This window comes from Roseomonas chloroacetimidivorans (genome assembly GCF_049629625.1).
GTDB classification, from domain to species: domain Bacteria; phylum Pseudomonadota; class Alphaproteobacteria; order Acetobacterales; family Acetobacteraceae; genus Roseomonas; species Roseomonas chloroacetimidivorans.
Genome location: NZ_JBNBZS010000057.1, coordinates 1 through 14,005, shown reverse-complemented (window position 1 = coordinate 14,005; position 14,005 = coordinate 1). Strand labels below are relative to the sequence as shown.

The 14,005-nt window shown below is 68.3% G+C and carries 13 protein-coding genes and 3 tRNA genes; 10 read left to right on the top strand and 6 right to left on the bottom strand.

The annotated features are described in order from the left end of the window. The first annotated feature begins 272 nt into the window (after positions 1-272). Entirely contained in the window at positions 273-1,631 is a 1,359-nt protein-coding gene (locus ACO1BU_RS27060; RefSeq protein WP_424139080.1) for a calcium-binding protein, read from the top strand. A gap of 58 nt (positions 1,632-1,689) precedes the next feature. On the opposite strand, the gene ACO1BU_RS27055 is transcribed toward ACO1BU_RS27060, so the two are convergent. After that, a complete protein-coding gene (locus ACO1BU_RS27055) occupies positions 1,690-2,892 on the bottom strand; it encodes a pyridoxal phosphate-dependent aminotransferase (protein ID WP_424139079.1) in 1,203 nt (400 codons plus the stop codon). A gap of 105 nt (positions 2,893-2,997) precedes the next feature. On the opposite strand from ACO1BU_RS27055, the gene ACO1BU_RS27050 reads away from it, so the two are divergent. From ACO1BU_RS27050 to ACO1BU_RS27035, 4 genes are all read left to right on the top strand, one after another. After that, positions 2,998-3,363: a DUF423 domain-containing protein gene (locus tag ACO1BU_RS27050; RefSeq protein WP_424139078.1), complete on the top strand. Its 366-nt coding sequence runs from the start codon at positions 2,998-3,000 to the stop codon at positions 3,361-3,363. Then, positions 3,360-4,277 carry an SAM-dependent methyltransferase gene (locus ACO1BU_RS27045; protein WP_424139077.1) on the top strand — a complete coding sequence of 306 codons (918 nt, stop codon included), beginning with the start codon at positions 3,360-3,362 and terminating at the stop codon, positions 4,275-4,277. Before ACO1BU_RS27050 ends, ACO1BU_RS27045 begins: the two co-directional genes overlap by 4 nt. An 88-nt stretch (positions 4,278-4,365) precedes the next feature. Next, the gene (locus tag ACO1BU_RS27040) at positions 4,366-4,719 is read left to right on the top strand and encodes a hypothetical protein (protein ID WP_424139076.1); all 354 of its coding nucleotides are present in this window, start codon (positions 4,366-4,368) and stop codon (positions 4,717-4,719) included. 97 nt (positions 4,720-4,816) lie between these two features. Further along, positions 4,817-5,734, top strand: coding sequence for an NAD(P)-dependent oxidoreductase (locus ACO1BU_RS27035; protein WP_424139075.1), 918 nt, complete (start codon positions 4,817-4,819; stop codon positions 5,732-5,734). Between the two features lie 221 nt (positions 5,735-5,955). Here ACO1BU_RS27035 and ACO1BU_RS27030 read toward each other — a convergent pair whose 3' ends face one another. Further along, complete coding sequence (locus ACO1BU_RS27030) at positions 5,956-6,846, bottom strand: YihY/virulence factor BrkB family protein (RefSeq protein WP_424139074.1); 891 nt, start codon at positions 6,844-6,846, stop codon at positions 5,956-5,958. Positions 6,847-7,211: 365 nt separating this feature from the next. Between ACO1BU_RS27030 and ACO1BU_RS27025 the strand changes: the two genes are divergently transcribed. After that, a complete protein-coding gene (locus tag ACO1BU_RS27025; RefSeq protein WP_424139073.1) occupies positions 7,212-8,192 on the top strand; it encodes a Bug family tripartite tricarboxylate transporter substrate binding protein in 981 nt (326 codons plus the stop codon). 234 nt (positions 8,193-8,426) lie between these two features. Here ACO1BU_RS27025 and uvrB read toward each other — a convergent pair whose 3' ends face one another. After that, on the bottom strand, positions 8,427-10,625 hold the full coding sequence (gene uvrB / locus ACO1BU_RS27020; protein ID WP_424139072.1) for an excinuclease ABC subunit UvrB: 2,199 nt from the start codon (positions 10,623-10,625) through the stop codon (positions 8,427-8,429). Between the two features lie 191 nt (positions 10,626-10,816). Here uvrB and ACO1BU_RS27015 point away from each other — a divergent pair. Next, positions 10,817-10,891: transfer RNA gene (locus ACO1BU_RS27015), tRNA-Thr, on the top strand. 300 nt (positions 10,892-11,191) lie between these two features. Here the strand turns inward: ACO1BU_RS27015 and ACO1BU_RS27010 are convergent. The 3 genes from ACO1BU_RS27010 to ACO1BU_RS27000 all read right to left on the bottom strand — a co-directional run bounded on the left by ACO1BU_RS27010 (position 11,192) and on the right by ACO1BU_RS27000 (position 13,234). Continuing rightward, on the bottom strand, positions 11,192-11,455 hold the full coding sequence (locus ACO1BU_RS27010; protein ID WP_424139071.1) for an SPFH domain-containing protein: 264 nt from the start codon (positions 11,453-11,455) through the stop codon (positions 11,192-11,194). A 105-nt stretch (positions 11,456-11,560) separates the two neighbouring features. After that, positions 11,561-12,322 carry a 2-keto-4-pentenoate hydratase gene (locus tag ACO1BU_RS27005; RefSeq protein ID WP_424139070.1) on the bottom strand — a complete coding sequence of 254 codons (762 nt, stop codon included), beginning with the start codon at positions 12,320-12,322 and terminating at the stop codon, positions 11,561-11,563. 30 nt (positions 12,323-12,352) lie between these two features. Next, positions 12,353-13,234, bottom strand: a complete 882-nt coding sequence (locus ACO1BU_RS27000) for a 23S rRNA (guanosine(2251)-2'-O)-methyltransferase RlmB (protein ID WP_424139112.1) — start codon at positions 13,232-13,234, stop codon at positions 12,353-12,355. Positions 13,235-13,561: 327 nt separating this feature from the next. Here ACO1BU_RS27000 and ACO1BU_RS26995 point away from each other — a divergent pair. The 3 genes from ACO1BU_RS26995 to ACO1BU_RS26985 form a co-directional block, all read left to right on the top strand. Next, positions 13,562-13,644, top strand: a tRNA-Tyr gene (locus tag ACO1BU_RS26995). A gap of 43 nt (positions 13,645-13,687) precedes the next feature. Further along, a tRNA-Gly gene (locus ACO1BU_RS26990) sits at positions 13,688-13,761 on the top strand. 117 nt (positions 13,762-13,878) lie between these two features. Then, positions 13,879-14,005 (top strand): GTP-binding protein (locus ACO1BU_RS26985; RefSeq protein ID WP_424139111.1); only part of this gene is annotated, 127 nt, incomplete at its 3' end.

The following is a 14,005-nucleotide window of genomic DNA, read 5'->3' as shown; positions in this document are numbered from 1 at the left end:
GACCCGGCGCGGAACGATGCCCGCCAGCCGAACCGGAAAGCAAACGATACGCCAGTGGGCCCGTTCCCCCCCTCTCGGGGCGGCTTTCCGGAAGGGAGGCCTGCCGTGTTGCTGCTGACTGGCGAAGCGACAGCCGCTGCCGAGAATGGATTTTATGTAATCTGGTTGAAGCTAACCAATATGGATGTTCAACCGTTGGTTGCAGTGAGCCCCGGCGTCCAGCGGCGTGATCCGGCCCGGCCTTCGGGGACCCGAACCAGGATTCATCACGAATGGCGAACACCCTCACGACAATCAGCCCCGAGCTCCTCCTGAGCATCCAGGCCGGTACCGAGCTCCAGACGGGCGGCGCTGGTCCCGACACGCTCATCGGCGTTCCCGGCCTCGACCGGAGCGGGAGGGGGGCTGACGACGAGCTTCAGGGGGCGGAGGGGCGCGATCATCTCTATGGAGATACCGACGACCAAATGGTCGCGAGCGCCGCTGCAACCATCATCGGTGGCGATGACCGGCTGGAAGGCGGGAGTCGCAACGACGTCCTTTACGGCGACAGTGGCACGAATCTCGACGCTTTAGGGCCGCGGGCCCTGGCGCGCGGCGGAAGCGACCTGCTTATCGGGGGCAGTGAGGACGACAGACTTTTCGGCGACGCCGGCGCGCGGATGGAAGCCCTCACCCGGGGCGAGGTGCGCGGCGGGGATGATCGCCTGGATGGCGGCGACGGCCGGGACCACCTGTACGGAGATGCCGGCACGCTGATCTATGCTGGCTTCTCGAACGCTGTCCTGCGCGCCGGGGCCGATACTCTGAATGGTGGCCGGAACAACGACGTGCTGATCGGCGATGCTGGCCAGAACATGGAGGCGGAAGGCATCACGGGATCGATCGGCGCCCTTGTCGTGGGCGGCGCCGACCGGCTTGTAGGTGGCCATGGACGCGACCTGCTCATCGGGGATGCCGGCGGAAACTTCGTGTCCGGCATCGGGGGAGCGGTCCGGGGTGGCGCTGACATCCTTCTCGGCGGCGAGGACCGGGACACGCTCGTCGGGGATGCCGGGGCTGGCATGTGGGCCGGCATGAGCGCCGAGCTGCGCGGCGGGGACGACATCCTCAACGGCGGTGTTGGCGACGACCGGCTCTATGGCGACGCCATGGGCGACGTGATCGCGGCCGGAGGCACCATCACGGCCGGCAGTGACACGCTTATCGGCGGGGCGGGGGCCGATATCCTCTATGGTGATGCCGGCGGGCGGATCATGGCCACCGGCACCGGCGTTATCCGCGGCGGGGATGACGACCTCCGGGGCGGAGATGGCGGCGATACCCTGTGGGGCGGCGTGGGGGCCGACATCCTGTCCGGCGGCGCTGGCGCCGACCGCTTCATGTTCGCCGCTGGCGATGGTGGCGCCGGCACCGAGGCGGCGGATGTCGTCCTCGACTTCGACCGGGGCTCGGACCGGATCGGGTTGTCGGGCCACCTCTCCTTCGACGACCTGACTCTGGACTCCTCGGCCGATCTGGTGGGCGATGCGGCGCATGACACGGTGGTGCGGATCGCCGCGACGGGCGAGGTCCTCGTCACCGTGCAGGATGTCAGCACGCTTGGCGGCAGCGACTTCATCCTGACCTGAGGCACCGTCCGCGCGCCGGGCGTATCAAGCGCCTGACGCGCCGTGCGGCCTGCGCGGCTTAGCGCAGCCCCTGACAGAACTCCTGGATACGCGCGCAGCCCTCGCGAAGGCTCTCCACATCCACGGCGTAGGAAATGCGCAGGTGTGGGCTCATGCCATAGGCCGCACCCTGCACCGTGCCGACCCGCGCCTCCTCCAGCAGGGCCATGGCGAAGTCGGCGTCCGTCCCGATCCGCCGTCCGCCGCGGCTGGTGCGGCCGATGCAGCCCGAGACATCGGGGAACAGGTAGAAAGCGCCCTCCGGCTTATGGCAGCGGAAGCCCGGCACGGCGTTCAGCAGGTCCACCACCATGTCGCGCCGGACGCGGAAGGACTCCGTCCGTTCCTTCACCAGGTCCTGCGGCCCGTCCAGCGCCGCGGCCGCGGCCGCCTGGCTGATCATGGACGCACCGCTGGTGGACTGGCCCTGCATGTTCGTCATGCCGCGGATCAGGTCGCGCGGGCCGCCGCAATAGCCGATGCGCCAGCCCGTCATCGCATAGGTTTTGGAGACGCCGTTCACCGTCAGGACGCGGTCGCGCAACGCGGGCTCCACCTCGGCGATCGTGCAGAACTCGAAGCCGTCATAGAGAAGGTGCTCATACATGTCGTCCGTCAGCACCATCACATGGGGGTGGCGCAGGATGACGTCGGCGATCGCCCGCATCTCGGCGCGGGAGCAGGCGGCGCCGGTCGGGTTGTTCGGGAAATTCAGGATCACCCAGCGGGTGCGCGGGGTGATGGCGGCTTCCAGATCCTCCGGGCGCAGCTTGAAGCCGTTCTGCTGCGGGCAGTCCACCGGCACCGGCACGCCACCGGCCACCACGGCCATGTCGGCATAGCTAATCCAGAAGGGGCGGGGGATGATCACCTCGTCGCCCGGATCAAGCGTCGCCATCATCGCGTTGTAGAGAACCTGCTTGCCGCCGTTACAGACGAGGATCTCGTCCATGGCGTAGTCCAGCCGGTTCTCACGCCGGAACTTGCGCTGGATCGCCTCCTTCAGCGCGGGGGTTCCGGCGATGGGCGGGTATTTGGTCTGTCCCTCCAGCGCCGCGCGATGGGCGGCCTCGACGGCATGAGGCGGGGTTGGGAAATCCGGTTGGCCCTGGGAGAGGCTGATCACCCGCTGTCCCGTCGCGGCCAGCTCCCGCGCCCGCTGGGTCATGGTAGCGGAAGCCGAGGGGGCGACCTTGTCCAGGCGGCTGGCGAGCTTGATCATCGCGGCTTCGGGCTTTCGTTGCGGAACGGGTGGGCAATAGGACCGCTCGCCTGCCCCCGGCAAGCCGGGGTGCCTCCCGCCTGCCGTTTCTGCTAATCCCCGCGCATGTCCCGTCTCTGGATCGCGGCCGGTTCGCTGGCCGGCCTTCTCGCCGTCGGCCTCTCGGCTTACGCCGCCCATGGGCTGACGCTCGACCCGGCCCGCACCCGCATGATCGACAATGCGCTGACCCAACAGGGCTGGCATGCCCTGGCCCTGATCGCCGCCGGCATCCTGGCGGAGCGCTGGGGTGGTTGGGTGGTGAACGGGGCAGGGGCCGCCTTCCTGCTCGGCATGATCCTGTTCTGCGGGGCCGTCTGGTATGTGGCGCTGACCGGTCGCAGCCTTGGTTCCGTGGCGCCCACGGGCGGGATGCTGCTGATGCTGGGCTGGCTGCTCCTGGCGGTCGCAGCCGTTGTGAACCGCGCATGATCCGCTCCGCCTATTTGGCGGCGGAGGGCTTTGAGCCCGAGCTGACGGAGGACTTGCGCCGCGCAGGGCGCCGCATCGGCGGCTGGCACGGCCCGCTCGCCCTGTCGCCCGATCCTGTGCCCGAAGGCCCGAACGCTACGCCCTGGGCGCTGGATGTGTGGGATGCGCCGCGGGAAATCCCGGCCCCCTCCATCAAGGCTGCCGCAGACGCCCTGCGCGCCATCCAGCGCAACTGGGCGCTGCTGGAGGTGGCGCATCATCGTCGCGCCGCCCTGATCCGCGACGCCCTGCCGGTGCTGCGGCCCAAGCCCATCATCTTCCCCCAGCCCGCGCCCACTTCTCATCTCGGCGGTTGGACGCTGTTGGCGCCGGACCGGCTGCTGGCCAGCCCGACCAAGAGCAGCCCCTTTGTCAACGGCGCCCCGGTCTTCGTGGAGGATCGAGAGGGACCGCCAAGCCGCGCCTATCTCAAGCTGTGGGAGGCGCTGACCCGCCTCGGCCGCTGGCCCGCGCAAGGTGAAAGCTGCCTCGACCTCGGCGCCGTGCCGGGCGGCTGGAGTTGGGCGCTGGCGCAGCTCGGCGCCCAGGTGACGGCGGTGGACAAGGCGGAGATGGACCCGCGCGTCGCCGCCCTGCCCAATGTGGCCGTGCGAAAGGAGAGCGCCTTCGGCCTCGATCCCTTCCCGGTAGATTGGCTGTTCAGCGACGTCATCTGCTACCCGGCGCGGCTTCTCGGGCTGGTGCGACGCTGGATGGAGGCGGGGGCCGCCAAGAACATCGTCGTCACCATCAAGTTCCAGGGCGAGACGGACCACGAGACGGCCGCCGCCTTCGCCGCCATCCCGGGCGGGGCGGTGTTCCACGGGGCGCACAACAAGCACGAGCTGATGTTCGCCTGGCCGCGCCGGAGCTAGACCAAAGCCAAGCCGACTTCCATCCTGCGCGCCGATGATCGATCGGATGGTCGCCGCAGCAATCGCGGGACGAAGGGAGTACCGGACCATGTCAGACCGCCCGGCCGCCAGACACGCGGAGCTTGTCAGGAAGCTCTACAACAAGACCATGGCCGACGTGCTGGAATGGGCGCCCGGCAGCGGCGAGGAGGACATCACCCTCGCCTTCTCCCGCGCCACCATCGTCTTCGGCAGGGAATCCGAAGGCTATTACATCGAGGTTCAGGACGAAGCGGGCAGCCCGGTGGACCGGTTCACTGACCGCAATCTTGATGCGGCGGTGACGCCGCCTGTCGGCCCGAACTGGCGCGCGATGCTGCAGAAGATGTGGACCCGCGCCAACCGCAAGCTGAAGGGCGCCGACCGCATCCTGGAGGAGATCATGCAGGAACTGGACGCCTGAGAAGCCTGGTGCCGCTCCAGGCGCGGCGTCCGCCAGCGGATTGCTGGCGTTTCCCGGGTCCGGCACTAGGATGACGAAAGCCTGAGGGAACCGATCAATGCGCGCCTGTTTCGTCGATGCCGGGGGCGCCCTGGCGTCCGTGATGGAGAAGCTGCGCCGGGCAGACGACATGCCCGTCACCATCAACCTGAACCCCGACGTCACCCCGGATGAGCTGCCTGCAGTGCTGGCCGGGCACGAGATCGCGATCATCGACCACACCGGCCTGCCGACCGAGATCGCCAAGCGGATTCCTTCGCTGAAGCACGTCGTCTTTCTCGGCACCGGTGCCCGCAGCTACATGAATCCGGAGGAGCTGGAGGCTGAGTGCGGCATCCAGGTCCATATCATCAAGGGCTATGGCGATACGGCGGTGGCCGAGATGGCCTTCGCCCTGATGTGGGCTGCCGCCAAGGGCATCGCCTTCATGGACCGCGGCATCCGCGCCGGAAAATGGCTGCGGACGGATGGCGTGGAGCTGACGCGCAAGACGGTCGGGCTGATCGGCTTCGGCGGCATCGGGGCGGAAATGGCGCGGCTCTGCAACGGTGCAGGCATGCGCGTCCTGGCCTGGAACCGCACGGTGCGCGAGGCGCCGGGGGTGGAGTTCACCGACCTGGGCACGCTGCTGGCCGAAAGCCACGTCGTCTCCATGCATCTGCTGCTGAATGACCAGACGCGCGGCTTTCTTTCCGCCGAGCGCATCGCGAAGATGCGGCCCGGCGCCATCTTCGTGAACACCGCGCGCGGCGCCCTTACAGATGAGGCGGCGTTGGCGAGGGCGGTCGAGAGCGGCGCGCTCCTCCATATCGGACTCGATGTCTATGCGGAGGAGCCGCTGCCGGCGGGGCATTTCTTCTCGAAGCTGGAGAATGCCACCCTCGCCGCCCACTCCGCCTTCCGCACGCCCGAGGCCAGCGACAACCTGATCGAGGCGGCGCTGGAGCATTGCCGCCGCATTGCGCGAGAAGGGTAGGGGAGCGCCTCGGCCAGGCCCGGTCAGGGCGGTGCGGGTGGGCCCGGCGACCTGCTGTGCGCCGGCAGGCCGGCCGGGTGGCCCGGCAAGGTGGAACGGGATGGGCGGACTTAAGGCGGCATAGCGGGGCAGCGCTGTATGGGCAGGCTGGACGGCGGCTTCAGCCTCCGGCTCGGCCTGATCAACCTGCCATGCTCACCTGCGGCTGCCGCCGTGGCTCCTCAGGGTGCGTCGGCCCCGATGGGCTCCGCGGCCCGGCGCGTCATGAGATTTTTCCACCCGCCCTCGCGTGCGGCCCAGGCGCGGGTGAATTCGGCGCCGAGCAGAAATACCTGGGCGGAATAGTAAACCCAGACCAGCACCACGATCAGCGCGCCTGCCGCGCCGTAATCCTCGGCCATGCCGCTGCCGCCGATATACCAGCCGATCGCGGTCTTCCCGACGCTGAACAGGAAGGCCGTGATCGCAGCGCCCACGGCCACGTCCCGCCAGCTCAGCTGGCGATCGGGCAGGATTTTGTAGATGGCGGCGAAGAGCAGCGCGACCATGCCCAGGCTGACCACGAAGTTCACCACCTTCAGCAGGATCTCGAGCGCTGGCAGGAACCCCGTGATCCAGCCGCTGAAGGCCGAAAGCAGGGCGCTGACCATGAGCGAAACCAGCAGCAGGAAGCCGGTAGCCGCCACCAGCCCGATCGACAGCGCGCGGGCCCTGACCAGTGCCGAGACGGAAACCGGCTTGGTTTCCGCCTGCCAGATGACGTTGAGGGCACCCTGCAACTCCGCGAAGACGCCGGAGGCAGTGACGAAGAGGATGCCGAAGCCGATCAGGGCCGCGATGCCCTTGCCACTCGTCCCGCCAGCACTGCCCTTCATGACCTCCTCGATCGCTGCCGCGCCTTGCTTTCCGACCAGGCCGGTGAGCTGGGCGGAGACGGCCTCGCTCACGGAATCCTGCCCGAAGAAGAAGCCCGCAATGGCCACGGACACGACCAGGAGCGGGGCGATAGAGAACAGGGTGTAGCAGGCGATGGCGGCACCGCGCGTCATAGCTTCGTGCTCCACGAAGCCCGAAATCGCGTCCTTGATAAGCCTCCAGGCCCTGCCGATCATACCTGAGTTCCGCGCCTGCTTGTGCCATTTTACAAGGCCGCAACCGGCACGGGGTTTCAGTCCGGCCCGGGCTCTTGCCGAGGGCCGGTCCGCGCGCGTTGCCGCTTAGTGACACTCGGGAGTGGCCTCTGTGAGGGGCTGGCCACCCATATTTCCCTCCCCGTGCAAAGAATCGGCCGGCAGGCTGTCCGGCGCTTCCCGAATGGGCCTCCGCAGATTCTTCCCGGCATTCATGGGGCAGCCGTTCTTTCCCTGGGAGGTCTACGAACGACAATAATTATGCGAAACCATAAGGTGCATGCCGAAGGTTGCGAGCGTCCGCAGCCTCTCTTACTCCCGCCAGGGCAAAGCCGGGAGACAACGCCGTGACCATCCGCCCTAGCCGCCGTGCCCTGATGGGCGCAGCCCTGGCCCTTCCCGCCTTCCATACGGCCGCTGCGCAGGAGGCCTGGCCCGCAAAGCCGATCCGCCTTCTCATCCCTTTTCCGCCGGGGCAGGCGACAGACACGATCGTCCGGCTGCTCGCGGAGGCCCTATCGGGCAAATGGCCGCAGCGGGTCGTGGTCGAGAACCGGGCGGGCGGTGCCGGCGTGGTGGGGACCGAGGCCGGCGCCCGCGCCGCGCCCGATGGCTACACGCTCGTTGCCTCGACCAGCGGGACCAACGGCATCAACCCCAGCGTCATCCGCAACCTCCCCTATGACGCGGAGCGCGACTTCACCTACATCACCACCGTCTTCACCGTGCCGCTGATGATCGTGGCGCACCCCTCTTTCGCCCCGAAGGACGTGCCGGCGCTGATCGCGGCGGCCAAGGCCAATCCGGGCGGGATCAACTATGGCAGCGGGGGGCCCGGCACCTCGCAGCACATGTCGGCGGAGCTGTTCAGCAGCCGCGCCGGTGTGAAGCTGACCCATGTGCCCTATCGCGGCAGCGGCCCGGCCATGGCGGACCTGATCGCCGGCAATATTCCCATGATGTTCGACAGCGTCGCCAGCGCCTTGCCGCATGTGCAGTCCGGCCGGGTCAAGGCCCTGGGCGTCACCTCCGCCACCCGCGCGACCCAGCTGCCCGAGGTGTCCGCCATCGCCGAAACTCTGCCGGGCTACGAGGCGATCGGCTGGGGCGGGCTTTGCGTGCCGACGGGCACGCCCGATGCCATCGTGAGCCGCATCAACACCGACGTGACGGCCCTGCTCCGTGAACCGGGCTTTGCCGCGCGCATGGTTCAACTCGGTGGCACGCCCGCGCCCCAGACCGTGGCGGAAGCCAATGCCTTCGTGCGGGCGGAAATCGCGAAATGGCGCGAGGTGGCGCGGAACGCGGATGTGCGTCTGGATGGGTGAGTCATGGCTCGGGCACGAGGAAGGTCATGCGGGCTGCTAACCTAGGGTAGCGCCGCAGTTCTCCGGCCAATCCTAGCTCCTGGCGCATGGCCTCGGGATTCGCTCGGCCAAGCGCCAGATACAGGGAACCGCCCTGGACGAGAGCGACATCGGCCCGATTGCCTTGCAGATGGCGAACTGACCTGCAGAAACGGCACGGGCCGGGGTGGTGACCACCCCGGCCCGTGCCGAATCCTACCCGGCCTTCTTTCGTCGCGGCGCCCCGCGCGATGCCGTGCGGGTGCTGCGCTTGTCCGGGTCGTAGCCACCACCACCTGGCCCGAGCGGCTTCGGCTTCCAGTCTGCCTTCGGCCGTGCCTCGTGGCCTGATGGGGGAGGGACGTCGAGCCCGAGTTCCAGGTTCTCCAGCCGCTTGATCTCGTCACGCAGGCGGGCCGCCGTCTCGAATTCCAGATCAGCCGCGGCGGCGCGCATGCGGCGCTCCAGCTCCGCGATGCTGGCGCGCAGGTCCTTGCCCACGAATTCCGCGGTGGCGTCGCCCTCCACCGCCTCAACTGTCACATAGTCCTGCTCGTAGACCGATTGCAGCACGTCCGCGATATCGCGGCGGATGGTCTGGGGCGTGATGCCGTGCGCCTCGTTATACGCGATCTGCTTGGCCCGGCGGCGCTCCGTCTCTTCCAGGGCGCGGCGCATGCTGTCCGTCATGCGGTCAGCATAGAGAATGACCCGGCCCTCGGCATTGCGCGCCGCGCGGCCGATGGTCTGGATGAGGGAGGTGGTGGAGCGGAGGAAGCCTTCCTTGTCGGCATCCAGGATAGCGACGAGGCGGCATTCCGGGATGTCCAACCCCTCGCGAAGCAGGTTGATGCCCACCAGCACATCGAAGACGCCGCGGCGCAGGTCGCGGATAATCTCGATCCGCTCCAGCGTATCCACGTCGGAGTGGAGGTAGCGGACCTTGATGCCCGTCTCCGTCATGTACTCCGTCAGATCCTCGGCCATGCGCTTGGTCAGCGTGGTGACGAGGACGCGGCCACCCTGCCCGATCACATCGCGGCACTCGGCCAGCAGGTCGTCCACCTGGCCCTCCACGGGGCGGATTTCCGTCACTGGGTCGACGAGGCCAGTCGGGCGGATCACCTGCTCGGCGAAGACGCCGCCGGTGCGCTCCATCTCCCAGGAACCGGGGGTGGCGGAAACGAAGATGCTCTCGGGCCGGAACTGGTCCCACTCCTCGAAGCGGAGCGGGCGGTTGTCCATGCAGGAGGGCAGGCGGAAGCCGAAATCGGCCAGCACGGATTTGCGCGCGAAGTCGCCCCTCGCCATGCCGCCGATCTGCGGCACGGTAACGTGGCTCTCATCCACGATCAGCAGCGATCCCTCGGGCAGGTACTCGAAAAGCGTCGGTGGCGGCTGACCGGGCCCCCGGCCGGAGAGATAGCGGGAGTAGTTCTCAATACCTTTGCAGGCGCCGGTGGTCTCCATCATCTCGATGTCGAAGGTGGTGCGCTGTTCCAGACGCTGAGCTTCCAGCAGCTTGCCCTCGGCATTCAGCCTGGCGAGCGTCTCGCGCAACTCCTGCTTGATGTCGCGGATGGCCTGGATCAGCGTCGGGCGCGGCGTGACATAGTGGCTGTTCGCGTAGATGGCCACGCGCTCCATCTCGCCTGCCACCTCGCCCGTCAGCGGGTCGAATTCGCGCAGCCCGTCCACCTCATCCCCGAACAGGCTGATGCGCCAGGCGCGGTCCTCCAGGTGCGAGGGCCACACATCCACCGTCTCGCCGCGCACGCGGAAGGTGCCGCGCTGGAAGGCGGTGTCGTTGCGGCGGTATTGCAACTCCACCAGCGCCTTCACCAGCACGTCCCGGTCGATTTTTCCGCCCATCTCGAGCTTCACGACCATGTTGCCGTAGGTCTCGACCGAGCCGATGCCGTAGATGCAGGAGACCGAGGCCACGATGACCACATCCCGCCGCTCCAGCAGGGCCTGGGTGGCTGAGTGGCGCATGCGGTCGATCTGCTCGTTAATCTGTGCGTCCTTCTCGATGTAGGTGTCGGTTCGAGGGACGTAGGCTTCCGGCTGATAGTAATCGTAGTAGGAGACGAAGTATTCCACCGCGTTCTCGGGGAAGAAGGACTTCATCTCACCGTAAAGCTGGGCCGCCAGCGTCTTGTTCGGCGCAAGAATGAGAGTCGGGCGCTGCACCGCCTCGATCACCTTGGCCATGGTGAAGGTCTTGCCCGAGCCGGTCACGCCAAGCAGCACCTGATCGCGCTCACCACGCTCCCTCAGCCCCTCCACAAGCTCCGCGATCGCGCGCGGCTGGTCGCCGGCGGGCTCATAGGGGGAAACGACCTTCAGCGGTTTTCCGCCTGCCGGAGTGGGGCGGCGGATGGGCTGGAAGAGAACGGGCGGCAGCGTGTCCATGGCCCGTGAACATAGGGTGGACGTGGCCTGTTTTCAGCAGGCTTGTACGGGAATGAACGGGGTTCCCGCGAGGTCAGGCTGGCGGTAGAATGCCTGCCATCGCCGCGGTGGGCGACGCAATCCCGGCCAGACGGCCGGTGGTGTGTCGTGGATTGCGGCGGCCGCCCTGGAAATCTCATTCCCAGGGCTGCGCCGGGTTAGCACAGCGGTAGTGCAGCGGTTTTGTAAACCGAAGGTCGGGGGTTCGATCCCCTCACCCGGCACCACCCCCGCTCAAGCCGGGGAAAAGGCCCCCGGTGAGCCTTGTCAGAGTTCCTGCGGCAGGTAGGGCAGGGCGCGGAACTCCTTGAAGGACTCCTGAGCGCGGCGGGTAACAACCGCGGCGGCTACGAGGCCAGCCAGAACAATGGACGATACGATAAACATGGGATTTGGAACCTTTTTTCTGTTCCTCCCTATCCCCGCGCTCAAGATGCGTATTGCAGTGCAGCAAGTCCATGGCTTGGGTCCTGCGGGGCCCGAGGGTCATCCATGACCGCGGCGCGGAGCGCTATAAGACAGAAGATTCAAGCATTTCCGACGGTGGCGAAGCCGTTCTGGTTCGTCGCCCGCACGACCGCCGCGAAAAGTCGCAATGCATCGGGGCCGCCCTGATCCAGCAGCGTGCCTGCCTCCATTTCCGAGGCCAGAAGCTCGGCATGCTCGGCCAGCGTGTCCGCGGCGCGCCGAAGCGCCTCCCGCGACAGGACGAGCTGCAGGTCGTCGGGAAGATCATGCCATGCGCTAGGCGCCGGAGCCGCGGCGGACTCGGAATGTGAGGAGGGCTGCAAGGGGTGTTTCCTTCTTCCGGAAGCCCTCCTGGCACGGTGTTGCCCCTCTCGGGTGCTCGGCCAGTTTCCCCAGGAAAGATTAATCCCGGATGAGCGCCGCCCCGTTCAGATGAAGCGAGCGGTTGCCTCGCCCAGCTGGTCGAAGGAGGCCGTGACCGTGCAGGGGCCGCTGAGCCAGAGCGTGGGCGTGACGGAGCCGAGGAACACCACCTGACCGGCCCGCAACCCGCCGAAGAGTTCGGCCGCCGGGGAGCCAGCCAGCCAAGCGAGCGCGTCCAGCGGGTGGCCCAGCAACTCGGCGCCTAACCCTTGGCCGCGCTCCTCCCCGTCGACCAGCAGGCGCCCGCGCGTGGCTGGAAGGTCCAGCCCTGGCCAGCCCGAGGCGGGGGCGCCGACCACCCCGCCGGCATGGAACATCTGGTCGGCGATCAGGCCGGGGGCGCCCAGCGCCAGGAAATCCTCGTAGCGCTGGTCCACCACCTCGATAGCGGCGAAGACATGCTCCACCGCATCGGCCACGGCCTCCCGCGAATGAACGCCGTGCGACAGGTCGCACCCCAGGCGCACCCCGATCTCGCATTCCACCCCGGCCTGCCGATAATCGGCCAGCCGGAACTGGCCCTGGCGCTCATGCAGGCCCTCCGCAGGGCAGAAGCCGGCGCAGGGATGGGTCACGCCCAGATAGGCCTGCATCCCCTTGGCCGTCGCGCCGATTTTGAAGCCGGCCGGCGGTACGGCGCCGAGTGCCTGTGCCAGCCGGAACTGCAGCGCATAGCCGGCGGCCACGTCGCCCGGAGTATCCGGGCCCAGGTCAGGGAAGGGCAGGGCCGCCCGTCGCGTGCTTAGGATCTGCTCGACGACGTCCATCCGCCTCCTCCCCGCTTCCTTCCTGGTCCGTCAGGCCCGTCCGATCTCATAGAGCGCGACGGCCGCGGCGGCCGCCACGTTCAGGCTCTCCACCGCTGGGCTGATGGGCAGGCGGACCAGCTCGTCACAGGTCTCGCGCTGCAGGCGGCGCAAGCCGCCGCCTTCGGCCCCCAGCACCAGGCCCACGCGGCGGTCCGTGGGCTTGGCCTCGGCAAGCGTACGCTCGGCTTCCCCGGCCAGACCCATCACCCAGGCACCCCCGTCCTGCAGGTGCCGGATGGCGCGGGCGAGATTCACCTCACGCACCATCGGCACGATCTCCAGGGCGCCGGAGGCGGCGCGGGCCAGCGCCCCCGTTTCCGGCGGGGCGTGGCGATCCTGCACCACCACCGCGGCGGCGCCGAAGGCGGCGGCGGATCGCAGGATGGCGCCGACATTGCGCGGATCCGTCACCTGATCGAGTAGCAGCACCGGCCCCTCGGAGGCCTTCAGCGCGTCATCCAGCGCCACCCCCGGCAGCGGTTCGGCCAGAAGCGCGGCACCCTGATGGATCGAATCCTCGGGCAGAAAGGTGTGGAAGCGCGTCCGGTCCTCCACCCGCTCCGGCTGCAGCTTGCGGGCAGCGAAGGTGCCGGGCGGCAGGCGGGCCGTCAGCGCGGCTTCAGCATCGGCGGTCAGCAGCAGGCGGCGCAGGCGCCGGCGTGGGTTCAGCAGGGCGGCGGCCACCGCGTGCAGGCCGTGCAGCCACAAGGTGTTGGCGGGCGTGCGCTCCTCGGCGGATTCGCGGCGCGGTGCCTCCGTGCGGCCGCGCGAGGCCGATTCGGGCGCCTCTGGCCGGCGCGGCGCGGCATGGCGCGCCCGCTCCCCGCCCTGCTCGGGCGGCGCGTTGAAGCGGGCCTGACGGGGCGCCATGGGCGGCTTGCCCGGGGCTTTGAAGGATGGGCTGCGCCCCTGGCTGCTGCGGGCGGAATCCGCCACGAGCGGTTCCCCGCCTTTCCAGCCGCGCTTGCCGTCAAAGGCGCGGGGGCGTGTGGGTTTGCCGGTTCCAGGGCCCGAGGACGAGCCAGTGGGGCGGGGGCCATGCGGCCTGCGGGGCGGTGACATGGCCGCATCCTGCCGATCGCGGCGCCCGCCGCAAGGCGCCCCGCCAACAGTCAGGCTCTCACGTCACGTTGACAGCCCCACTGCTTCTCGGATAGTCCGCCGGCTCCCGCCCGATCAGGGTCGGGGACACCCTGTGGAGGGGTGCCCGAGTGGCTAAAGGGGACGGACTGTAAATCCGTTGGCTCGCGCCTACGTTGGTTCGAATCCAACCCCCTCCATGTGTCCCAATCCCGTCAGGCGCGGAGCGCGCGGTTTCGGTGGGCGGGTGTAGCTCAATGGTAGAGTTCCAGCCTTCCAAGCTGGCTGTGCGGGTTCGATTCCCGTCACCCGCTCCAGCCGCCTTCCGCGGCTAGGCCCTGCAAACGGGTCTCCGACACCATATATCGGTCAACACAATCCTGTGCGGGCAGGCGGCGGACCGCCCCCCGGCAGGGACGAGGATTGGACGCGACATGGCGAAGGCGAAGTTCGAGCGGACGAAGCCGCACTGCAACATTGGGACGATTGGCCATGTGGACCATGGCAAGACGTCTCTGACGGCAGCGATCACGAAGGTTCTGGCGAAGTCGGGTGGTGCGT

What these genes read in the sequence shown, in the direction of transcription:
- ACO1BU_RS27050 (WP_424139078.1), top strand. Translation starts at nt 2,998, where the DNA reads ATGTCCCGTCTCTGGATCGCGGCCGGTTCGCTGGCCGGCCTTCTCGCC.
- ACO1BU_RS27045 (WP_424139077.1), top strand. Translation starts at nt 3,360, where the DNA reads ATGATCCGCTCCGCCTATTTGGCGGCGGAGGGCTTTGAGCCCGAGCTG.
- ACO1BU_RS27060 (WP_424139080.1), top strand. Translation starts at nt 273, where the DNA reads ATGGCGAACACCCTCACGACAATCAGCCCCGAGCTCCTCCTGAGCATC.
- ACO1BU_RS27030 (WP_424139074.1), bottom strand. Translation starts at nt 6,846, where the DNA reads ATGATCGGCAGGGCCTGGAGGCTTATCAAGGACGCGATTTCGGGCTTC.
- ACO1BU_RS27035 (WP_424139075.1), top strand. Translation starts at nt 4,817, where the DNA reads ATGCGCGCCTGTTTCGTCGATGCCGGGGGCGCCCTGGCGTCCGTGATG.
- ACO1BU_RS27005 (WP_424139070.1), bottom strand. Translation starts at nt 12,322, where the DNA reads ATGGACGTCGTCGAGCAGATCCTAAGCACGCGACGGGCGGCCCTGCCC.
- ACO1BU_RS27040 (WP_424139076.1), top strand. Translation starts at nt 4,366, where the DNA reads ATGTCAGACCGCCCGGCCGCCAGACACGCGGAGCTTGTCAGGAAGCTC.
- ACO1BU_RS27055 (WP_424139079.1), bottom strand. Translation starts at nt 2,892, where the DNA reads ATGATCAAGCTCGCCAGCCGCCTGGACAAGGTCGCCCCCTCGGCTTCC.
- ACO1BU_RS27000 (WP_424139112.1), bottom strand. Translation starts at nt 13,234, where the DNA reads ATGGCGCCCCGTCAGGCCCGCTTCAACGCGCCGCCCGAGCAGGGCGGG.
- uvrB (WP_424139072.1), bottom strand. Translation starts at nt 10,625, where the DNA reads ATGGACACGCTGCCGCCCGTTCTCTTCCAGCCCATCCGCCGCCCCACT.